Raw genomic sequence first — 17,776 nt, 5'->3', positions numbered from 1 at the left:
CAAATCGGCCGTGACCCGATGGACGTTCCGCCCCATGCAGCCGATATCGACAGATACACAGCACTCATCTTTCATTCCGGTACCCTCATGTGCCATCCATGCATGCCCGTTTCAGGCGAAGAGTAGTTCATCCAGTTCCTCCTGGCGTGGCCGCATGGCTGCGTATATGGCGCCTGACATAAGGCACCGATACCACGCTACTTACGATCGCATGCCAGAGAATGACCGCTAGAACGCCTTTCACGGCTTGGCCGTCGAGGGTGGCGACGGCCAGCGCGATGCCTGGATGACGGGTCGATGTCGCAAGCGCCAGAACTGTCCGGTTGTCGGGATCCGGACCGCCGAGTAGATGGCCGACCACGACCCCGACCAGCGTGAACAGCGCCAGCACGACCAGCGTACCGTTGCCGACCATCGACACCAGTTGCGGCCATGCGCCGACGAGGACCGGCAGGACGGCGACGACAAGGAGTGCGGTCGCGAAATAGGATATCGGGTGGGCGATCCGTCTTGCGATATCGACGGCCAGAGTGCGCACGAGCATGCCGGCCGCAAGCGGCAGGATCACCGACGTGAGCAGGATGCGAGCGAGCTTTCCAAGGGGCACATGCGCCTCCTTCCCGAAGAGCAGATCGACCGCTCCGATCGTGACGGGGATCACCAGGATCGCGAGTACGGCGGCGGAGAAGAGAAGGCCGACGGCATAGGAGGACGTTCCGCCGGCCTTGACCTGCTTCTTCGGAAGGATCGGCGGAACCGGAGAGACGGCGAGCGCCAGAATGGCGATCTTGATCGCGGGATGGAGGTTGGTGAGAGCAGCGACCAGGATCGCGAACAATGGCATCACGACGCTCATCGAGACGAGCGATCGTATCAGAAGCGCGGGGTGCCGGAAGACGTAGGTGGCGTCGCGCTGGCTGGACTGCAGGCCGAGGGCGAAGACGAGCAGGAAGATGCTCGCATTGAGGGCCAGGCCTATCGATTGCGCGAGCGTCATGCCTTTGTCCTCAGGCCGGGTCGGCCCGCCTGGCTTGACACTTCGTCCGATGGAGCCAAGGCTTCGGGCTTGATTTGCATTTCAGGACGGCCGGCCAGCAGCAGCCAGGCCGGCAGGACGACGATGCAGAGGAGCGGCAGCAGCGCCAATCCCGAGCCGGATATCATGATCGCGGCCATGAAGAGGCTGAGCCAGCCGTCGCGGGTGACGACCAGGGTGAAACCGAGGACCGAACTCGCTATGGCCAGCGACATCGGAATGCCGGGAAAGACCCGATGCGCCAACAGGCCGAAAGCCACCCCGACGAAGACCATCGGAAAGATGCGGCCGCCCCGGAATCCGCATGTCGCCGAAATCAGGATGGCGACAAGCTTGATCACAACGATCGCCGCCAGCGCGCCCACGGTATAGCCGGCTTGCTCGGTGGTCAGCGATTTCATCTCGGCGAGGCCCTTGAACATGGTGATCGGCCCGCCGACGACGCCGAGGAACCCGAGGAGCAGGCCGCCCAGCGTCAGCATGAGCACGGGGTGCTTCAGCGATATGAAGAACTTATGCGCGGCGGGGAAAATCCATACGGCGACCATGCCGACGGCGATGGCGGCGAGCGCCACCGCGATCCCGCTCACGATGTCGATCGCGCGCGGGATCGTATAGGGCTCGACCGCGAGCGTGAAATTAGGCTGTTCGAAGAGCGACATGGTCAGCGCGCCGGCGCCTGCCGCGACGAGCGGCGCGAAAAGGCGGTCCCAGACCGGTGTTTTCTCGTCGCCTCGGATCATCTCGGAAAACAGGAGGGCGGCGGCTACCGGAGTGCCGAACATGGCGCCGATCGTGCCGGCGGCCGCAAGCGTCACCCAGCCCTCGGGCTTCACTGCTGGCATCAGCCGCGTCCCGATGGCGACGGTAAGGCCGACGATGATCGCGATGATCGGATTTTCCGGACCGAGGCTGACACCGCCGCCGAGCGCCAGCACCAGGACCAGCGCAAGCCCCGGCAGCACGACCAGCGGCGTCGGCGGGCCAAACAAGGAGACCGTAGCCGGATCCGGGCCGGCATGGCCCGGCACATATTTCACCGCCAGGCCCACAAGCAGGCCGGTGAGGGTAAGCACCGCCACCACCCACCACCAGGTGGCCGCCGTGGCACCGAAACTCGCTGGCAGGATTTCCCATAAATAGTGCTGCCAGAGATTGGCCACGATCACCACCGCCAGCAGGACGAGCGCGGAGCCAATCCCGACGAAGGGGGCCGGCACAGCCGAGGAAAGCATGACACGGGCTCTGGCAGGTATCATTGAAATCCTCCAATCATCCAGCGGCGGGCCGCGGGCCGATGGTCCTGATCATGGCCTCCTCCAGATCCCGCTAGCCTGCCTTCCCGGCGAGGGCGGCAGCCGGCCGCGTGCTCGCCTCGAAGATGGCCCGCCAATCGCGCTTCATGCTCACCACCGTCAGCCCGTACTGGTCGGCCTTGTCGAGCGCGTCGGCGAGCGGGCTCACCTGGAAGTTCCGGTCGTAGGCGAATTCCCTGGCCTCGTCGTCGTGATGGAGAAGCAGGGCCATCCTCGGCCCTCGGCCCGTCCGCACGTAGCGCAGCATCGCCAGATCGCCGTCGGAATTGCCGAACGCGATTATCGGTCGTCGGCCGATATGGAGCCCGATATTCTGTGGCTTCACGTTCCGGTCATCGAACGTGTCGATCGCCGCGAGCTTGACGAGTTCACTGCGGCCTTCGCGGATCTCGAAGCGCGTTCTGACGCTCGAACCGATAACCTGTTCCGGCGGAATGCCGTAGGCCTCTTCCGCAAGCGTCCGGATGAGGTCGATGCCGCCGCCTGACACGATGAATGTCTTGAAGCCGTTGGCGCGCAGGAATCGGAGGAGTTCGATCTGCGGCAGATAGGTGAGTTCCTTGAACAGGCAGCCGAGCTTCGGGTGCCTTGCCGTTGCCAGCCACTGCCGGGCGACTTCGATAAACGCGTCCTCCGTCATGCCGGCATGGGCAAAAGCGGCGACTTCGAAGAAGCCTTCCATTCCCAGGCTTTTGATCGTCTCCATATCGTGTTCGAGGAAGGCCTTGAAAGGCTGTCGCTCCTTAAGCGTCGGATCTTTCTCCGCTGCTATCCTCAAACGCTCGCGGCCAAAAAAGAACTGCACCTGCAACGGCTGCTCGCACCAAAGCGTGCCGTCATTGTCGAAGGTGGCAATGCGTTCGGTCGGCGGCACGAAATCGGGGCCGTTTTCGTTCGTTACCCGAGCCACGAAGTCAAGGATGGCGGACTTGGCGGCACAATCGTTCCAATTTGGAAGCTGGTCACTCATTTCCGTCGCATCGCTCCCTGTTCAATACGTCTGGTCACCCACTGGAAGCAGTGGCAAATGATCGACAGTAGAGGATGGCGTGCGAGCGGTATCGCCAGGTCATCGATGTAGAAATATCGCTCATCCGCCCTGATATGCATGGCTTTATTGTTGCAAGTGCACTGAAGAGTAGGATGGCGGGATCGCTCCCGCCGCCCGTGGGTGTACCTATTGCCCGCTGGTACCGGCGTCGGCCATTGCCCTCAGCGCGTCGTCAATGGTGAAGCTGTTTGGCTTCTGGATCGCCGGGAAATCCTTGAACGTCTCGGCAAACTTGCCGGCGATCCTCTGCGCCGCCATGATCAGGTAGCCGTGGTAAAGGTACCAATCCCAATAGGTGTTGGATGTGATTTCGGCAAACTCGTAAGGATCCGTCCGCAGGTTGAACATTTTCGGGATACGCAGTCGCGTGAACGGCTCGCCCCACACCGCCAGCTTGCCCTCGCACCGCTGCTCCATGAACACGAACTTCCAGTTGTCGTAGCGGATCGCCAGCACGTCGCCGTCGTCGCTGATATAGACGAACAGCGGCCGTGGGCTCTGCTTCTCCTTGCCCGTGATGTAGGAGAGCATCGAGATGCCATCGATGTGGTTCTTGTAGGTTCGTCCGATCGACTTGTAGCCCTTCTTCAGTTTCTCCACCACGTCGAGCGCGCCTGCCATTTCCAGAAATGTCGGTAGCCAGTCGTGATGCTGCACGATGCCGTTGGCGACCGAGCCGGCCTTGATCTTGCGCGGCCAACGCGCCAAAAGCGGCACGCGGAAGGCACCTTCCCAGTTGGTGTTTTTCTCACTGCGGAACGGCGTCATGCCGCCGTCCGGCCAAGTGTTGCGATGTGGGCCGTTGTCGGTCGAGTACATGACGAAGGTGTCGTCAGCGATGCCCATCTCGTCGAGCAGGTCGAGCATCTGACCGACATTCTTGTCATGGTCGATCATCGTGTCGTGATAGGGCGACTGCCAGCGGCCGGCCTGGCCGAGGCTTGCCTTCTTCGTATGCGTGAACAGATGCATATGCGTGGTGTTGAGCCACACGAACCAGGGCTTTCCGGCCTTTTCCTGCCGCTTGATGAAGTCGGTCGCCGCTGCCACGAACTCTTCGTCGCAGGTCTCCATCCGCTTCTTGGTCAGCGGTCCGGTATCCTCGATCCTCTGCTTGCCGACCTTGCCCCAGCGCTCGTGCGTCGTCGGGTCATCTTTGTCTGTCGCCCAGGAATGGATGACGCCACGCGGGCCGAGATTCTTGCGGAAGTTCGGGAAATCCTTCTCCGGCGGATAGTCGTACATCTCAGGCTCTTCCTCGGCGTTGAGGTGATAGAGGTTGCCGAAGAACTCGTCGAAGCCGTGATTGGTCGGCAGCATGTGATTGAGATCACCGAGATGGTTCTTACCGAACTGCCCGGTCGCGTAGCCCTGTTCCTTGAGCAGTGCCGCTATGGTGACGATCTTCTCGTTCATGCCGACAGGCGCGCCAGGTATACCGACCTTCGACAAGCCGGTGCGAAAGACGCTCTGCCCGGTGATGAAGGACGACCGCCCGGCCGTGCACGACTGCTCGCCGTAAGAGTCGGTAAACAGCATGCCTTCCTTGGCGATACGGTCGATATTGGGCGTGTGGTAACCCATGAGGCCGTGCGTGTAGCAACTCAGGTTCGATTGGCCGATATCATCGCCCCAGATGACGAGGATGTTGGGCTTGTCGGTTTTCGGTGACTTTGCCATCCTGTTTCTCCTTGCTGTCGATTGGTGTCGATGCCGGCTAACGGACCTGCTCGAAGTCGCCAGGCTTCCAGGCGCCGTCGAAGGCCGAAGCTTCGGGGCCGTAGATGCGGAAGTAGACGAACCAACCGCGGCCGGGGATCGTTCTGATCCAGCGATTCTCGACGCCGGCCGGCGGCTTCGGCCCGAAATGGAGTTCGGCCGTCTTGCCCTTCAGGTCCTTGAGTTCGAAAAGCGAGCGCAGCGCCGCTTTCTTCTGGTCGGTCTGGATCTGGCTGCGGGTGCCGGTGTCGTAGACAGTGACGGACCAGAACAGCTTGCCCGGCACGGGCAGCGGAACAGCGAGTTCGTATGACTTGCCGCCGTCGAGATAGGCGCCGGTCTTATCCTTGTGGCCGAGCCAGTACAGCGAGCCCGCCTGGGTGTCGCGGCGGAACATGGCGGGAGATGCACCGATCGCCTGGTAGAACCATTTCTCGCGCGCTTCGAGGTCGAGACGGTTACTCGTGTTGAAATCGCCATCCTCGAAGCGAAGGCTGACCCATTCCCATTGCCGATCTTTCCATGGGAGCCGTTCCGGGCTGCGATCGCCGAAGGCCTGCACACGCATTTGCGCGTTGCCGACGCGAGTTGCCTCCTCGAGTATCGCCTTCATCCGCCTGTCGGGCTTGAAGGGCTTTCCTTTCTCGATGCCGAGGGCGGCGAGATCGCCATATTCGTTGCGATAGCCGGCGAAGGCGGGTTCCGCATCGATCGTGCGGTGAAGCACCTCCCAGAACTGGAAATTGTCTTCCCAGTCGACCGGTGTCGTGTCCTGCGGTCTGCCGGTGATGTCCAGCCATTGCGGCTCCGCCCAGCCCGCCGTCTTGTTCAGCGGGTAGACCTTGATGGTTTTCAGCCGCGCCTTGGCGCCCTCGACATCGCCGTTCACCGGCAGCGAACGCGCTCCCACCACCTGCGTGTTGCTGCTGGCGCGATGGACGAAATAGCCCTCCTTCGGCAGTTCTCCCGTGTAGTCGGGGCCGACCAGCAGATGCTTGCCGCCCTTTCCGCCATCCGGGCCAGGCAAGCCCATGTCGGCGACCCAGCGCTGGTTGACGTCGATGGAGCAGACGATCAGGGGGCCTGGCTGGAGCTCGATGACGATCGGGCCGATGCCGAGATCGAGCTGTATCGGCCCATAAGGCGTGTCCGAATTGCCCGTGAACATCAGTTCGTTCGGGCCGCAATCGAGAATGCCGAAGACCTTGTTGGGCAGTACACCGACCTGGGCGTTGCCACGCAACATCGCGGCGCCCGATACCGTCGGATAGAAGAATTTGTAGGCCTGGATTGCCCGATTGAGGTCGGTGTCGTCATAGGCCTGTTCGGCGGTCTTTTCGGTCGGATAGCCGCGTTCGAACGCATAATGGCTCTCGTGAGCGATATCGACTTTCTTCAAAGCTGCGCTTCCCATAGCCGTTCCTCCCTAGGCGTGACGTTCGCGCGGCCGCCGAGCGGCGTTCAATCACGAGCCATCGCTGCGGCGAACTTGCGCTCGATGTCGATGTAGACGTCCTCTGCAACGTCGTAGATCACCCTGGCGATGCGGCCGCCGTTGAACGGAAAGCGGGGCTTGTAGTCGCCGCATACCGGATCGCCGCTGTCATAGCCGATGGCGAGTCCCTCGCCCGCAAGCGCGTAGTGGCCCGTCTGGACGCGGAAGTTTCCGCTCGCGGCGACATTCTCGCCGACATAGAGCGTCATCTTGCCGAGCGCCTCGTGGTTCTCGCCGACCGAGTCCTTGATGAACTCGACGCCGATCACCTGCTTGCCGAGTTTCGGCGCGTCGCAGGTCAGGCGCTGCTCCGGCGGAATGCCGAGGAAATTGTAGACGAAGTGGAGTTTGCCGCCTTTCACGAACATCGTGTAGCCGCCGAAGCGCGAGCCCTGCGAGAAGATCACGCCCTGCGAGTCGCCGGTGAACTCGACCTCGGCCAGAATCTTGAAGGAATTGCCGAGCGTCCGCGCGGCCGAAGCCTCGGGAATTTCAGTCGTGCCGGGATAGTATACGTAGCGGCCGCTCGCCGGCTTCGCGGCCTTGTATTCCAGCTCGTGGATACCGACGATGCCGAGATCGTTGAGCGGCAGCACGCTGTATTTCTTGGCTTCCGAGAGCCAGAGCGCCGCGAACTCCTTCACCTTCTCCGGATGCTTGTCGGCGACATCATGCGCTTCGGAGCGATCTTCATCCGTATTGAAGAGCTGCCAGCGATCCTGCTCGAACTTGCCGATGTCGGTGAGCGGCCCGTGCTCCGTCGCGGCCTTCCAGCCCTTGTGCCAGATGCCGCGGGTCGAGAGCATTTCGTAATACTGCGTCTCCTTCCGCGTCGGTGCGCCGGCGTCGTCGAACGAATAGCGCATCGAGACCCCGACCAGCGGCTCTTGCTTCACGCCGTCGACCGCATCCGGGAACTTGACGCCGCAGCAGTCCAGGATCGTCGGCACGATGTCCGTACAGTGATGGTATTGATGGCGAAGCTCGCCCTTGGCCTTGATGCCCTTCGGCCAGTGGACGACGAGCGGGTCGCATGTGCCGCCGGCATATTGCGAATAGCGCTTGAACATGCGGTAGGGCGTCGAGAAGGCTACCGCCCAGCCGGTGGGATAGTGATTGTAGGTATCCGGCGAGCCGAGCTTGTCGAGCGCCGCCATGTTCGAGGCAATGTCGTCCGGATAGCCGTTGAAGAAACGGTTTTCGTTGACCGACCCGTTCGGGCTACCCTCACCAGAGGCACCGTTGTCGGCACAATAGAGGATCAGCGTGTTGTCGAGTTGGCCGGATTCCTCAAGATATTCGATAACGCGGCCGACCTGCACGTCTGTGTATTCGGAGAACGCCGCATAGACTTCCGCCATTCGCGCGAACAGCTTCTTTTCATCGGCGGAGAGCGTTGCCCATGGACGCACGAGATCGCCTTCGATGACCGTTCCCTTCGTCATCGGGTTGATCGGCGTCAGTTCCGTACCTTTCGGCAGGATACCGCGCTCGATCATCCGCCCCAGCACCCATTCGCGGTAGGCCTCGTAACCGTCGTCGAACTTGCCTTTGTACTTGTCGATATATTCCTTCGGCGCGTGGTGCGGGGCGTGATTGGCGCCGGGGCAATACCAGAGATACCAGGGTTTCTCGGGCTGCGATTGCCTGGTGTCGCGGATGAAATTGATCGCCTTGTCGGCGATGTCCTTGGAGAAGTGGTAGCCTTCCTCCGGATAATAGGGCTGCTCGACGAAATGGTTGTCCTCGATAAGTTCGGGATACCATTGGTTGGTCTCCCCCCCGATGAAGCCGTAGAAGCGGTCGTAGCCGAGACCGAGCGGCCAGAATTTTCGCGAGGCGGCCATGTCGAAGGCGTCGACCGGCACGTTGTGGTTCTTGCCGACCCAGAAGGTGCTCCAGCCGGCGTCGCGCAACACGGTCGCCATCGTCGCGATGTTCGCCGCGCGATGTCCGCAATAGCCGGGAAAGCCGCAGGCAGATTCAGCGATGGTGCCGAAGCCGTTCTGATGGTGGTTTCGGCCGGTGAGGAAAGTCGAGCGCGTCGGCGAACAGACCGAGGTAGTGTGCCATTGCGTGTATGTCAGTCCGTTCCGGGCAAGCCGGTCGAGCGTCGGCATCTCGATCCTGCCGCCATAGGGCGACCATGCCGCCTGGCCGGTATCGTCATAGAGGATGACGAGCACGTTTGGCGCATCCTTCGGCGCCTTTGTGCCCAGGAAGGCCTCCCAATCCGGTTTGGAATCGCGGATGTCGAGCTTGATCGTACCCTTGAACGGCCGTGCCATCGCCTTTCCTCCTCTTGATCTTGCCTCAGGCGCTCCTCATCCGGGGCCCGGATCATTGAATGGCCCGATGTTGAAGATCATGCTCGCGATCGCGACGAGGCCGATCAGGAGCAGGATCACGGCGGTGATGAGCGTGAAGGAGACCGGATAACGGCTCTGACCGTGGATCACCCCGGCTTCGCGCATCGCGTTGCGCTCCTCGCGCAAGCCGACCATGAACAGGACGTGATAGATGATACCCACGATCAGCATGAGAATGCCGAGCAGGACCAGCGTGATACCGAAATTGCGCGGTGCCGCGGCGTGGACGAGGGTGCCCGCCTCCTTCAGCTTCTCAAAGACCTGGTAGATCGTGAAGCCGAAGGAAATCAGCGACAGCGACGTGCGGATCACCGACATCAGTGTGCGATCGGCGCTCATGCGCGTGCGCTGGAACGACATGCCGGTGCGGCGCATCGACATTTCGGTGCGCTCGGTGGAGAGGTCGGTCCGGTGGGTGGAGAGGTCGGTTCGGAATTCGGAAAGCTGCGTCCGATGCTCGGACAGGCCGGTGCGATGATTGGAAAGACCCGTCCGGTAGGCGGAATATTGCACCGACGCCAGGTCCGGCTTCGACGCGTCCACCTCGGGTATGGAGGGCACCGGCGTCTCCGGCAGATGCGAAGGCCTGACGAGTGCCTGCTTTGCCAGTTTGCTCGACATTTCCTTTCAGCCTCACTGGAGACGGTTCGAATGCGGAGAGGACGGTCCAGGAATTCGCGCGGTGCCATCCGCTGTTCGAGCCATCCTCGCGGGAAGCCGAAGCTGGATGAAGTACGTAACGGTAACAGGGCTACATTTGCCGTTCGCAAGGCGCCGTGTCCGGCCAATCCCAGACAGCCAATCCTCGTCCGTCAGGCGGGAACATTTCACTTGCGACAAGGGCTTGCCCGAGCGAGCGCCGGAGTTCGCCACCAATGTTACCGTAACGTGCTCATTCAATGCCCCTTGAATCTGGCAGATTTCCAATGACCCGTCAGCGGGCGTACCGCCATGTGGTCTTCCATTGCCGATACAGGCCGCATCGAGCGCGGCCGGCGGCTCTCCGCCTCTGTTTCGGAGGCGCCTACTTCATGGGGCTGGTAACATGTCAGCAGTGGACTACAACCAAAAGGGACTGCTGAAGCTTATGCTGAGAATGCCGGCTTTGCGCGGCCGGCTGCAAATCCTCAGTGCAAGAGACCCCGAGATCCTCAATCTCTGCGGCGCCTTCGAGGAGGCGAGCCTGATGCTTGACCGCTTGACCAGCGAGAACAAGCCATCCAACCAGCGGGAGATAGAGGAGTATCGGAACGTCTGCCGGGAGATCGAGGATGAGATCATCTCGATGTGCTACTACGTTTGAATGCGCGTAGTGGGCTTGCCGGCGACCATCGGCTCTAGGAGCCGCCGTCTTTCGAAACCAAAAGCTGATCGGCCGCCTTGCCTTCCTGGACGGCATGAGGAGAGTTTCCACCGATCTGCTGGACGAAGCTTCCGGCCTGGCTCGAAAGATTACGCCTCGTATCCGCATCGATCGCTGCTATGGGCGCGCTGACCGCCATGCCGACCCCGGTACCGACAGCTTTCGCGGCCCCGGCAGCCAGCATAGTGATGCTGTCTCCAAGGCCGATGCTGGATTCGGTCAGCGACTGGCCGGCGACCAGCCGCGTGCCAATCGCCTGCACGATTTGAGGCGTCGAGGCGAATTTGTCGTGATGCGCGCTGTCTCCGGCTTTCAGCTTCGTGAGGTCGACCAACGTTATTCCCGATTTCTCGACAGCGCTGCGATAGGGCTCGACATTCGGATTGATCTGACCGAGCCGGTTGACGTTGCCGGCAATAAGCCTCGATACGGCCAGCGCGCGGTCGTCCTGCGCCACGAAGACGGTGAAGTTCGGATGGCGCGGACCCAGTTCCCTGAACTGGCGCGCGAAGACGTCGACGTCGATATCGGGAGATGCGAGGATGACGTTCGTTATCTTGGGTGCCACCCGGCCCTGCCGGATCGCCATCTGGCGAAGCGATTCCATGGCGAGCCAGGTCCCCATCGAATGGGCGAGGATGCTGACTTCATGGACCCGCCCGTCTTCGGCCAGAAGACGCAGGAGATTCTCCAGGCCGTCACGCGAATAGATCGTGCTTTCCCGGTCGTAATTGTAGTCGAAGAGGCTGCCGCCCGAGGGCCAGGTGAAAAGGATGGGAGCGGCATTGGCCTTGGAGTCGTGCGCGATCTGCGCGAAGCGGTAGACCGCGTCTTCATACCGGTTGTCGAATCCATGGACGAAGACGAGCACGTCGCGGCTCGGCGGCAGGTTGCGCCCGAGCCAGTCGAACCCCGCCTGCCGTGTCGGAGGGAGATGCCTGACACGCAACGTCGCGAAATCCTTGGACGGATCGGGCGGAAGATGCCTTGGCCACTGGACCTGGCCAATCTCCCGTTTGGCATCGGGCGGGATCGACACGGCGATCTCGTCGAGCGAGAAGGCACGGTCGCGGTCGCCGCCATATAGCGTCGACGGATCGCCGGTTGGTTTCCGCGTCGTGACGACAAGGAGGTCCGCCACCGACGCTCCGGGCGCCTTCGCGGAAACGGGCGCCAGCACGCCGACTGGATGTCCACAGCCGACGAGGACAACCGTGAACAGGATGTGGAATTGCAGCGCTCGGCGCCGTAGTTCGGCCGTTACATCGCGCACTTGTGATAGCCGTAGGTATTTTCCGGAAAGAGAGGATCCGCCCGTACGAAATGCGTGGAGTCGACGAATTTTAGCGACAAGGACAGGTCCGCGAAGATCACGGCATCGGAACATCGCAGACCGATCGAAAGATGGTCCCCTTTCGGAACGACGCGATGCGCAACACAAGAGCCGTTCGGGCCCACGATCTTGTTGCCGGACACGATCATGCCGAGGGTGGTGCCGGCATGACGGTCCTTGAAGTGAATCCGGTTCCCTGATTTCTCGAAGATTTGTTCGCAGTTCGCGCCATCCGGCGTCCAGGCGCCCTGCAGCGACTCCAGCGAAGCCGCGCGCAAGGTCAATGTGCCTGCAGCCAAAAGCGTCCACGCCGAGAGCACGAGCAAGCTGAATATTCGCATCATGTCGCTGTTGCTCCTGCCAATACCGATGATGGGCTGACAGGATTGGCCGCCTGGACCTCGCGAGGAAGTACGTAACGGTTACAGCGGCCATTGCCGGGGCCCCTGTAGGGGCCTCCGCAGATAGCGCGACCGCCCCCCAAGGGCGGCGCGGAAATACCGAGCCGTGCCGGTCACTGGATAGTGACGGCGGGCGCACCCTTGGACGTTACCGTAACGTACTTGTTGGACCGTCCGGCCCTGACGCCAGATCAGCTTTCGCAATGGCGACGAACGCTATTCGCCTGATCCGAGACGGAGCGGGAAAATGCTGAAACGTGCGATCCTGTTGGCTCTGGGCCTTTTAGGGCTCTCCTTGTCCCACACTTACGCCGTTCCGGCTACGGCGACCGACAACGTCAAGCTAAGAACCGGTCCCGGTACCGGCTATAGCAGCGCCGGAACCATACCCGCAGACGCCCAGATCGAATTGAAGGGCTGCGACGAGGCCGGCGCCTGGTGCGCGGTCGACTATGCAGGCAAGTCCGGCTTCGTCAGCGGCAAGTACCTGAACCAGGCCGATGCGGACACCCCGAACTGGCCGCGCGCCTACGACACCTCGAGCGGTGGCCAGATCGTGCTCTACCAGCCGCAAGTGTCGGGCTGGACCGGCTTCGCCAATCTCACGGCGCTCGTTGCCTCCGAATACAAGGCCACCAAGGATGCCAAGCCGGCCTTCGGCGTGATTACCCTGACCGGCGATACGACCGACGATCACGATACCGGCGAGGTGATTCTGACCAATGTGCAGGCGAGGCAGATCGAATTCTCCTCGCTCGACCGGAACCAGTTGTCCGATCTATCGCTTCAGGTGGGAAAGCTGCTCCCGACCGGTCCCCTCACCCTGTCGGAAGAGCGGCTGACCGCCAGCCTCACCGGCTACCAGAAGACGGGAAACGTCGAAGGACTGAAATCGGATCCGCCGCCGATCTTCTTCAGCACGTCGCCTGCCGTCCTTCTGCAGACCGACGGCAAGGAAACCGTGGCGCCCGTCAAGGGCGACGCCGGGCTGTCCTTCGTCATCAACACCAACTGGGATCTCTTCAAGCTCGACGCGGATGGAAGCTATTACCTGCGTGACGACAAGTCCTGGCTGACCTCGAAATCCCTGCAAGGCGAGTGGAGTCCTGCTGCGAGCCTTCCCGATCCGCTGTCACACCTCCCCGACGAGGACAACTGGAAGGACGCGCGGACGGCTGTACCGCCTGTCCCCTTCCCCGAGGGCCAGGCTCCGAAGGTCTTCTATTCGGACAAGCCGGCCGAACTGATCCAGTTCAAGGGCGACCCGAAATACGAGCCGGTCCCCGGCACCGGGCTTGAATGGGTATCGAACAGCGACGGCGACGTCTTCCGAGCAAGGAACGACGGGACAGTCTACATCCTGCTGTCCGGCCGCTGGTTCTCGGCCAAATCGCTCGACGGGCCATGGACCTTCACCACCCCCACCTTGCCGAACGACTTCAGGAACATCCCCGACGACGCACCCTATTACAGCGTGCGCTCATCGGTGCCGGGCACCTCCGAGAACGCCGAGGCGCGCCTGAAGGCGAGCATCCCGCAAACGGCGCGGGTCGCGACGGACGGCTCTGTGACCGTCGACGTGGCGTACGGCGGGACGCCTGACTTCAAACCGATCGACGGCACGACGCTCGGCTATGCCGTCAACACGAACGAAACCGTGATCAAGGTCGGTTCGAAATACTACGTCCTCAAGGATGGCATTTGGTTCGTCGGCGATAGCCCGGAGGGCCCGTTCGCCGTCGCGAAATCAGTACCGGACGAGATTTACAAGATCCCGCCCTCCTCTCCCGTCTACAACGCCACCTATGTACGCGTCTACAAAACGGAAGACGATGCGGTCTGGTACGGTTACACGCTCGGCTACCTTGGAGCGTATCTCGCCTGGGATGCCCTGGTCTACGGCACTGGCTGGGCCTACGCGCCCTATTGGGACTACGGCTGGGCCGGGCCGGGCTACTGGCCGTATTATCCGCGGCCGGTCACCTACGGGATGGGCGCTTTCTACAACCCGGTGCGCGGGACGTTCGGCCGCTACGGCTATGCCTACGGTCCCTACCGGGGCATCGCGGCCGGAGCCGCTTACAATCCAAGGACGGGCACCTATTTCCGAGGCGCCGCTATTGCCGGCCCAGCCGGCGAACGCGGCTTCGTGGGCGCGTATAACCCGCGGACGAATACGGGCGCATTCGCGCGCGGCGGCAGCAATATCTACGGCTCTTGGAAGAGCGCCGGCGTGCGGCATGGCTCTGATTGGGCTCGCGCCGGCGGCGGGTCGCTGGCGGGCGGCGGCGAGGCCGCGCGATGGCGCACTTCCGCAGGCAATAGCGGCTTCATCGCCCAGGGCAAGGGCGGCGATGTCTACGCGGGCCGCGACGGCAATGTCTATCGCCGGGACAATGGACAATGGCAGAAGCATACGTCGGACGGATGGGGCCCGGTGCAGAAGCCGTCAAAGGACAATCTCAAGCGCCCCGGCGAGGCAGAAAACCGGATCGCGAACCGCGCGCAGGGTTCAAGAGCAAATCGCGCGGGTCACGTCCGCACCAACATTCCCGACAATCTGGGTTTCGACCGCAACGGCCGCCTCCGCGGAAATCAGCGTGCGCTTGCAAACCGCGCCGAGTTCCATCCGCAGTTCAGAGGCGGCGGCTTCAATCGGGGCGGTAATTTCGGCGCCGGCCACGGCGGCAGCTTCCACGGTGGCGGCGCTTTCCGAGGAGGCGGCTTCCATGGTGGCGGCTTCCACAGGCGCTGACCGTCGTGGCCTTTGCCGATCATCGAACGCCGACCAGACGAAAGCGGGCGTCGCAGGATCTGCAGGCAATGCCGGGCTACTTTCCTGAGATCCGTAGGCGTAGCGCGGATAACTACAGTCTCCGAGCGTTTTTCCTTCTTCTGGAATCCGGCGCCCTGGCGAGCCAGGCGGAATGTGCATCGCTGGTTCCTGAAAGCTCCGAGTTTGTCAGGAACGTGGAGGGACTGCATCTGCTCCGTACGATGCAGTCTGGAATGGCGGCATTCGGCGCCGATTTGCCGGCGGCACTCGCCTGGGCGGGCTCCTCCGGAGAGTGGCTCGCGATCCTGGGTTGCGCGGTCGCCCTTGTGGCCGCCTCCTACGTGGTTTCAAGACTGGCCCGCGAAGCTGCGGAACGCGGCGACATGCACCTTGGTGCGATGGCACGGATCATCATATTCGTGCTCGCCGGCAGCTTCTTTCAATTCTTGCTTCCGGTTCCAGACCGGGTGCGCGCCGTCGCCTTCGTCCTCTTCGCGGGCGCGGCATTCGTGTGGGGTGCAGCAGCGGCGACCAACGCGGCATTGCGATACGCGTTCGGCAAGTCGAACCTCCTATGCGCCGCGGCCGTGTGCCTCGCGGCCATATGGATTCTCCTGGGCTATCTAACGCTTGGATTGCTGAAACTTTCAGAATCCTCTGCCGAGGCCGTTGCGGCGGCAGGAATGTCGTTCTGGATCGCCCTGGTCGTTATCAGCGTCGCCATCCTCGGTCTGGTCCTTGGCATTCGCTCCAGGGAACCTGCACAGCCTCCCCGCAACTGGCGGGGAAGACTGGAGAACCCCGCCGCCGAAATCGTCCTGAATCAGCCCCGCTGGTTCTTCGGACTGGTCCTTCTCCTGATAGCCGCCACGGTCGCCGCACGCATTGCGCGCGGGGAGAACGGGGCGTTCGCCGGAGGCGCGGTCGCGCTCCAGTTGCTCGGACTGCTCCCTATCGCGATCAGCCGTCTGTGGCTGGAGGAACGAAGTGGCGTCCCCTGGCGCCAGATCATCGCCCGTTGCATCTCTCTCGTGACGTTCATCGTTTTCTGGGTTCTCCTTGCCTGGGCCGTGGGCATCGACCTGGTCGACGTTGCATCCGAGCGGCTCGGCCAGCGTGCCGTGCGCATCCTTCTCGATATCGGCATCGCGATTGCCGTAGGCTTCCTGTTCTGGCAAGTCGCCTCGGCGGGACTCGACATGCTGGCGAAGACCGGACCGAAGGATCAGCCCGCCTCCCGCATCCTGACGTTCATCCCGCTCCTGCGCGCGATCCTCATTTTCTTTGCAGTGGCCGCGACGGGGATGATCATCCTTGCCGCCCTGGGGGTGAACATAGCGCCGCTCCTGGCAGGCGCCGGGATATTCGGAATCGCCATCGGCTTCGGTTCGCAGGCGCTCGTGAAGGATGTCATCTCGGGAGTCTTCTATCTGTCGGACGACGCATTCCGCGTCGGCGAATACATAAACGTCGGCAAGGCCGAAGGAACGGTCGAATCCCTGTCCGTCCGCTCGATGAAGCTGCGACATCCGAACGGGCCGGTATTCACCATCCCGTTCGGGGAAATCGGCGTAATCAATAACCAGAGCCGGGACTGGATATTGGTGAAGCTGGACTTCCTGCTTGATTTCCGGACCGACCTTCGTGTCGCCAAGCGTGTCGTCAAAAATGTGTCGAAGGAGATCGAGGACGATGCCGAACTCAGCGGCGGGCTGATCGAGCCGCTCAAGTTCCAGGGGGTGAAACGGATGGAGCAGCACGGATTGGTCATCGGCACCAAATTCACCGCGCGCCCGGGCGGACAATATGCATTGCGACGCGAGTTCTACGAACGGCTGAGGGACGGCTTCGCCGCGGCCGGAATCCAGTTCGCCCGCCCGAGGGTTTTCGTCGACACGGCCGGCGTGCCTGCCGGCACCGACGCCAAGGAATTGGGAGCCGCGGCCACAACCATCATCTCCGACGAAGCAACGAAATAGGAGCGACCGGAGATTATCGTGTAACCGTAACGTGCTTTTGTCACGCGCCTCTCGCCCGCAAAATGATCCTGGTGCCGGAGCCAAGGCTTCGGCCCAGGTCTGCGATGCGAGAGGAAAGGACCATGCACCTTCGCCGTGCCCGCCACAGGCTCGTGATCGCCTTGTCATTGGGCATCCTGCCGGTCTCCTCCGCGCTCGGGCAGGACGCGGATGAACTGGCCAAGAAGCTCGCCAATCCCGTCGCCAACCTGATCAGCGTCCCGCTGCAGAGCAATTTCGACTTCGGAGCCGGTCCCGGCCATGACGGCTTTGGTTACACGCTCAACATCCAGCCGGTGATACCGTTCTCCCTCAACAACGATTGGAACGTGATAACCCGCACGATCATCCCCCTGGAATACCGCGACTATGTTCCGGGCCAGGACAATCTGTTCGGCCTCGGCGACATCAATGCCAGCCTCTTCTTCACTCCAAGACAATCCGGTCTCGGAGGCATCGTCTGGGGCGTCGGGCCTGTCTTCCTCCTGCCGACCGCCACCAGCGATTTTCTCGGGACGGGAAAGTTCGGCGCCGGGCCGACCGGGCTCATCCTGAAGCAGAGCGGTCCCTGGACAGTCGGCATGCTGGCCAACCACATCTGGTCGGTTGCAGGCAGCCACGACCGTAAAGATATCAGCCAGACCTTGCTCCAGCCGTTCATCTCCTATGGGCTCGGCCACGGCGTGACGCTCTCGCTTAACACCGAATCCACTTACGACTGGGTAGCCGACCAGTGGACCGTGCCCATCAATCTCGCTCTATCGAAGGTGTTCAAGATCGGGGAGCAATCTATGAGCTTCCAGATCGGCGGGAAATATTATGCGGAAGCGCCTGCAGGTGCACCCCAATGGGGTATCCGCACGACGCTGACCTTCCTGTTCCCGGAGAAATGAGCGAGG

At 62.1% G+C, this 17,776-nt stretch carries 13 protein-coding genes; 4 read left to right on the top strand and 9 right to left on the bottom strand.

Annotated features, from left to right (window positions below; genetic code table 11):
* Positions 1 to 127 precede the first annotated feature (127 nt).
* The 7 genes from RBH77_RS12870 to RBH77_RS12840 form a co-directional block, all read right to left on the bottom strand.
* The gene (locus RBH77_RS12870) at positions 128 to 997 is read right to left on the bottom strand and encodes a bile acid:sodium symporter family protein (RefSeq protein ID WP_311027996.1); all 870 of its coding nucleotides are present in this window, start codon (positions 995 to 997) and stop codon (positions 128 to 130) included.
* The gene (locus RBH77_RS12865; RefSeq protein WP_311027995.1) at positions 994 to 2,295 is read right to left on the bottom strand and encodes an ion channel protein; all 1,302 of its coding nucleotides are present in this window, start codon (positions 2,293 to 2,295) and stop codon (positions 994 to 996) included. Before RBH77_RS12865 ends, RBH77_RS12870 begins: the two co-directional genes overlap by 4 nt.
* A gap of 70 nt (positions 2,296 to 2,365) precedes the next feature.
* A complete protein-coding gene (locus RBH77_RS12860) occupies positions 2,366 to 3,322 on the bottom strand; it encodes an HAD family hydrolase (RefSeq protein ID WP_311027994.1) in 957 nt (318 codons plus the stop codon).
* Positions 3,323 to 3,529: 207 nt separating this feature from the next.
* The gene (locus RBH77_RS12855) at positions 3,530 to 5,083 is read right to left on the bottom strand and encodes an arylsulfatase (RefSeq protein WP_311027993.1); all 1,554 of its coding nucleotides are present in this window, start codon (positions 5,081 to 5,083) and stop codon (positions 3,530 to 3,532) included.
* Between the two features lie 37 nt (positions 5,084 to 5,120).
* Positions 5,121 to 6,536 (bottom strand): DUF1254 domain-containing protein, encoded by a 1,416-nt coding sequence (locus tag RBH77_RS12850; RefSeq protein WP_311027992.1) that lies wholly within the window; start codon positions 6,534 to 6,536, stop codon positions 5,121 to 5,123.
* A 47-nt stretch (positions 6,537 to 6,583) separates the two neighbouring features.
* Entirely contained in the window at positions 6,584 to 8,905 is a 2,322-nt protein-coding gene (locus tag RBH77_RS12845; RefSeq protein ID WP_311027991.1) for an arylsulfatase, read from the bottom strand.
* A gap of 36 nt (positions 8,906 to 8,941) precedes the next feature.
* Positions 8,942 to 9,607, bottom strand: coding sequence for a YidH family protein (locus RBH77_RS12840; RefSeq protein WP_311027990.1), 666 nt, complete (start codon positions 9,605 to 9,607; stop codon positions 8,942 to 8,944).
* 424 nt (positions 9,608 to 10,031) lie between these two features.
* Here RBH77_RS12840 and RBH77_RS12835 point away from each other — a divergent pair, with 424 nt between their 5' ends.
* Positions 10,032 to 10,289, top strand: coding sequence for a hypothetical protein (locus tag RBH77_RS12835; protein ID WP_311027989.1), 258 nt, complete (start codon positions 10,032 to 10,034; stop codon positions 10,287 to 10,289).
* A gap of 34 nt (positions 10,290 to 10,323) precedes the next feature.
* Here the strand turns inward: RBH77_RS12835 and RBH77_RS12830 are convergent, their stop codons facing one another.
* Together RBH77_RS12830 and RBH77_RS12825 are read right to left on the bottom strand one after the other, a co-directional pair.
* Entirely contained in the window at positions 10,324 to 11,622 is a 1,299-nt protein-coding gene (locus RBH77_RS12830) for an alpha/beta hydrolase (RefSeq protein ID WP_311027988.1), read from the bottom strand.
* A complete protein-coding gene (locus RBH77_RS12825) occupies positions 11,610 to 12,026 on the bottom strand; it encodes a hypothetical protein (RefSeq protein WP_311027987.1) in 417 nt (138 codons plus the stop codon). The genes RBH77_RS12830 and RBH77_RS12825 overlap by 13 nt, the downstream gene beginning before the upstream one ends.
* Before the next feature lie 304 nt (positions 12,027 to 12,330).
* Here RBH77_RS12825 and RBH77_RS12820 point away from each other — a divergent pair, with 304 nt between their 5' ends.
* The 3 genes from RBH77_RS12820 (at position 12,331) to RBH77_RS12810 (ending at position 17,770) form a co-directional block, all read left to right on the top strand.
* Positions 12,331 to 14,838 (top strand): SH3 domain-containing protein, encoded by a 2,508-nt coding sequence (locus RBH77_RS12820; RefSeq protein ID WP_311027986.1) that lies wholly within the window; start codon positions 12,331 to 12,333, stop codon positions 14,836 to 14,838.
* A gap of 254 nt (positions 14,839 to 15,092) precedes the next feature.
* Entirely contained in the window at positions 15,093 to 16,838 is a 1,746-nt protein-coding gene (locus RBH77_RS12815) for a mechanosensitive ion channel family protein (protein ID WP_311027984.1), read from the top strand.
* Between the two features lie 122 nt (positions 16,839 to 16,960).
* Complete coding sequence (locus tag RBH77_RS12810; RefSeq protein WP_311027983.1) at positions 16,961 to 17,770, top strand: transporter; 810 nt, start codon at positions 16,961 to 16,963, stop codon at positions 17,768 to 17,770.
* Positions 17,771 to 17,776 lie beyond the last annotated feature (6 nt).

The sequence above is a fragment of the Mesorhizobium koreense genome, assembly GCF_031656215.1.
Lineage (GTDB): Bacteria > Pseudomonadota > Alphaproteobacteria > Rhizobiales > Rhizobiaceae > Mesorhizobium_L > Mesorhizobium_L koreense.
This window is presented reverse-complemented; position numbering and strand designations above follow the sequence as displayed.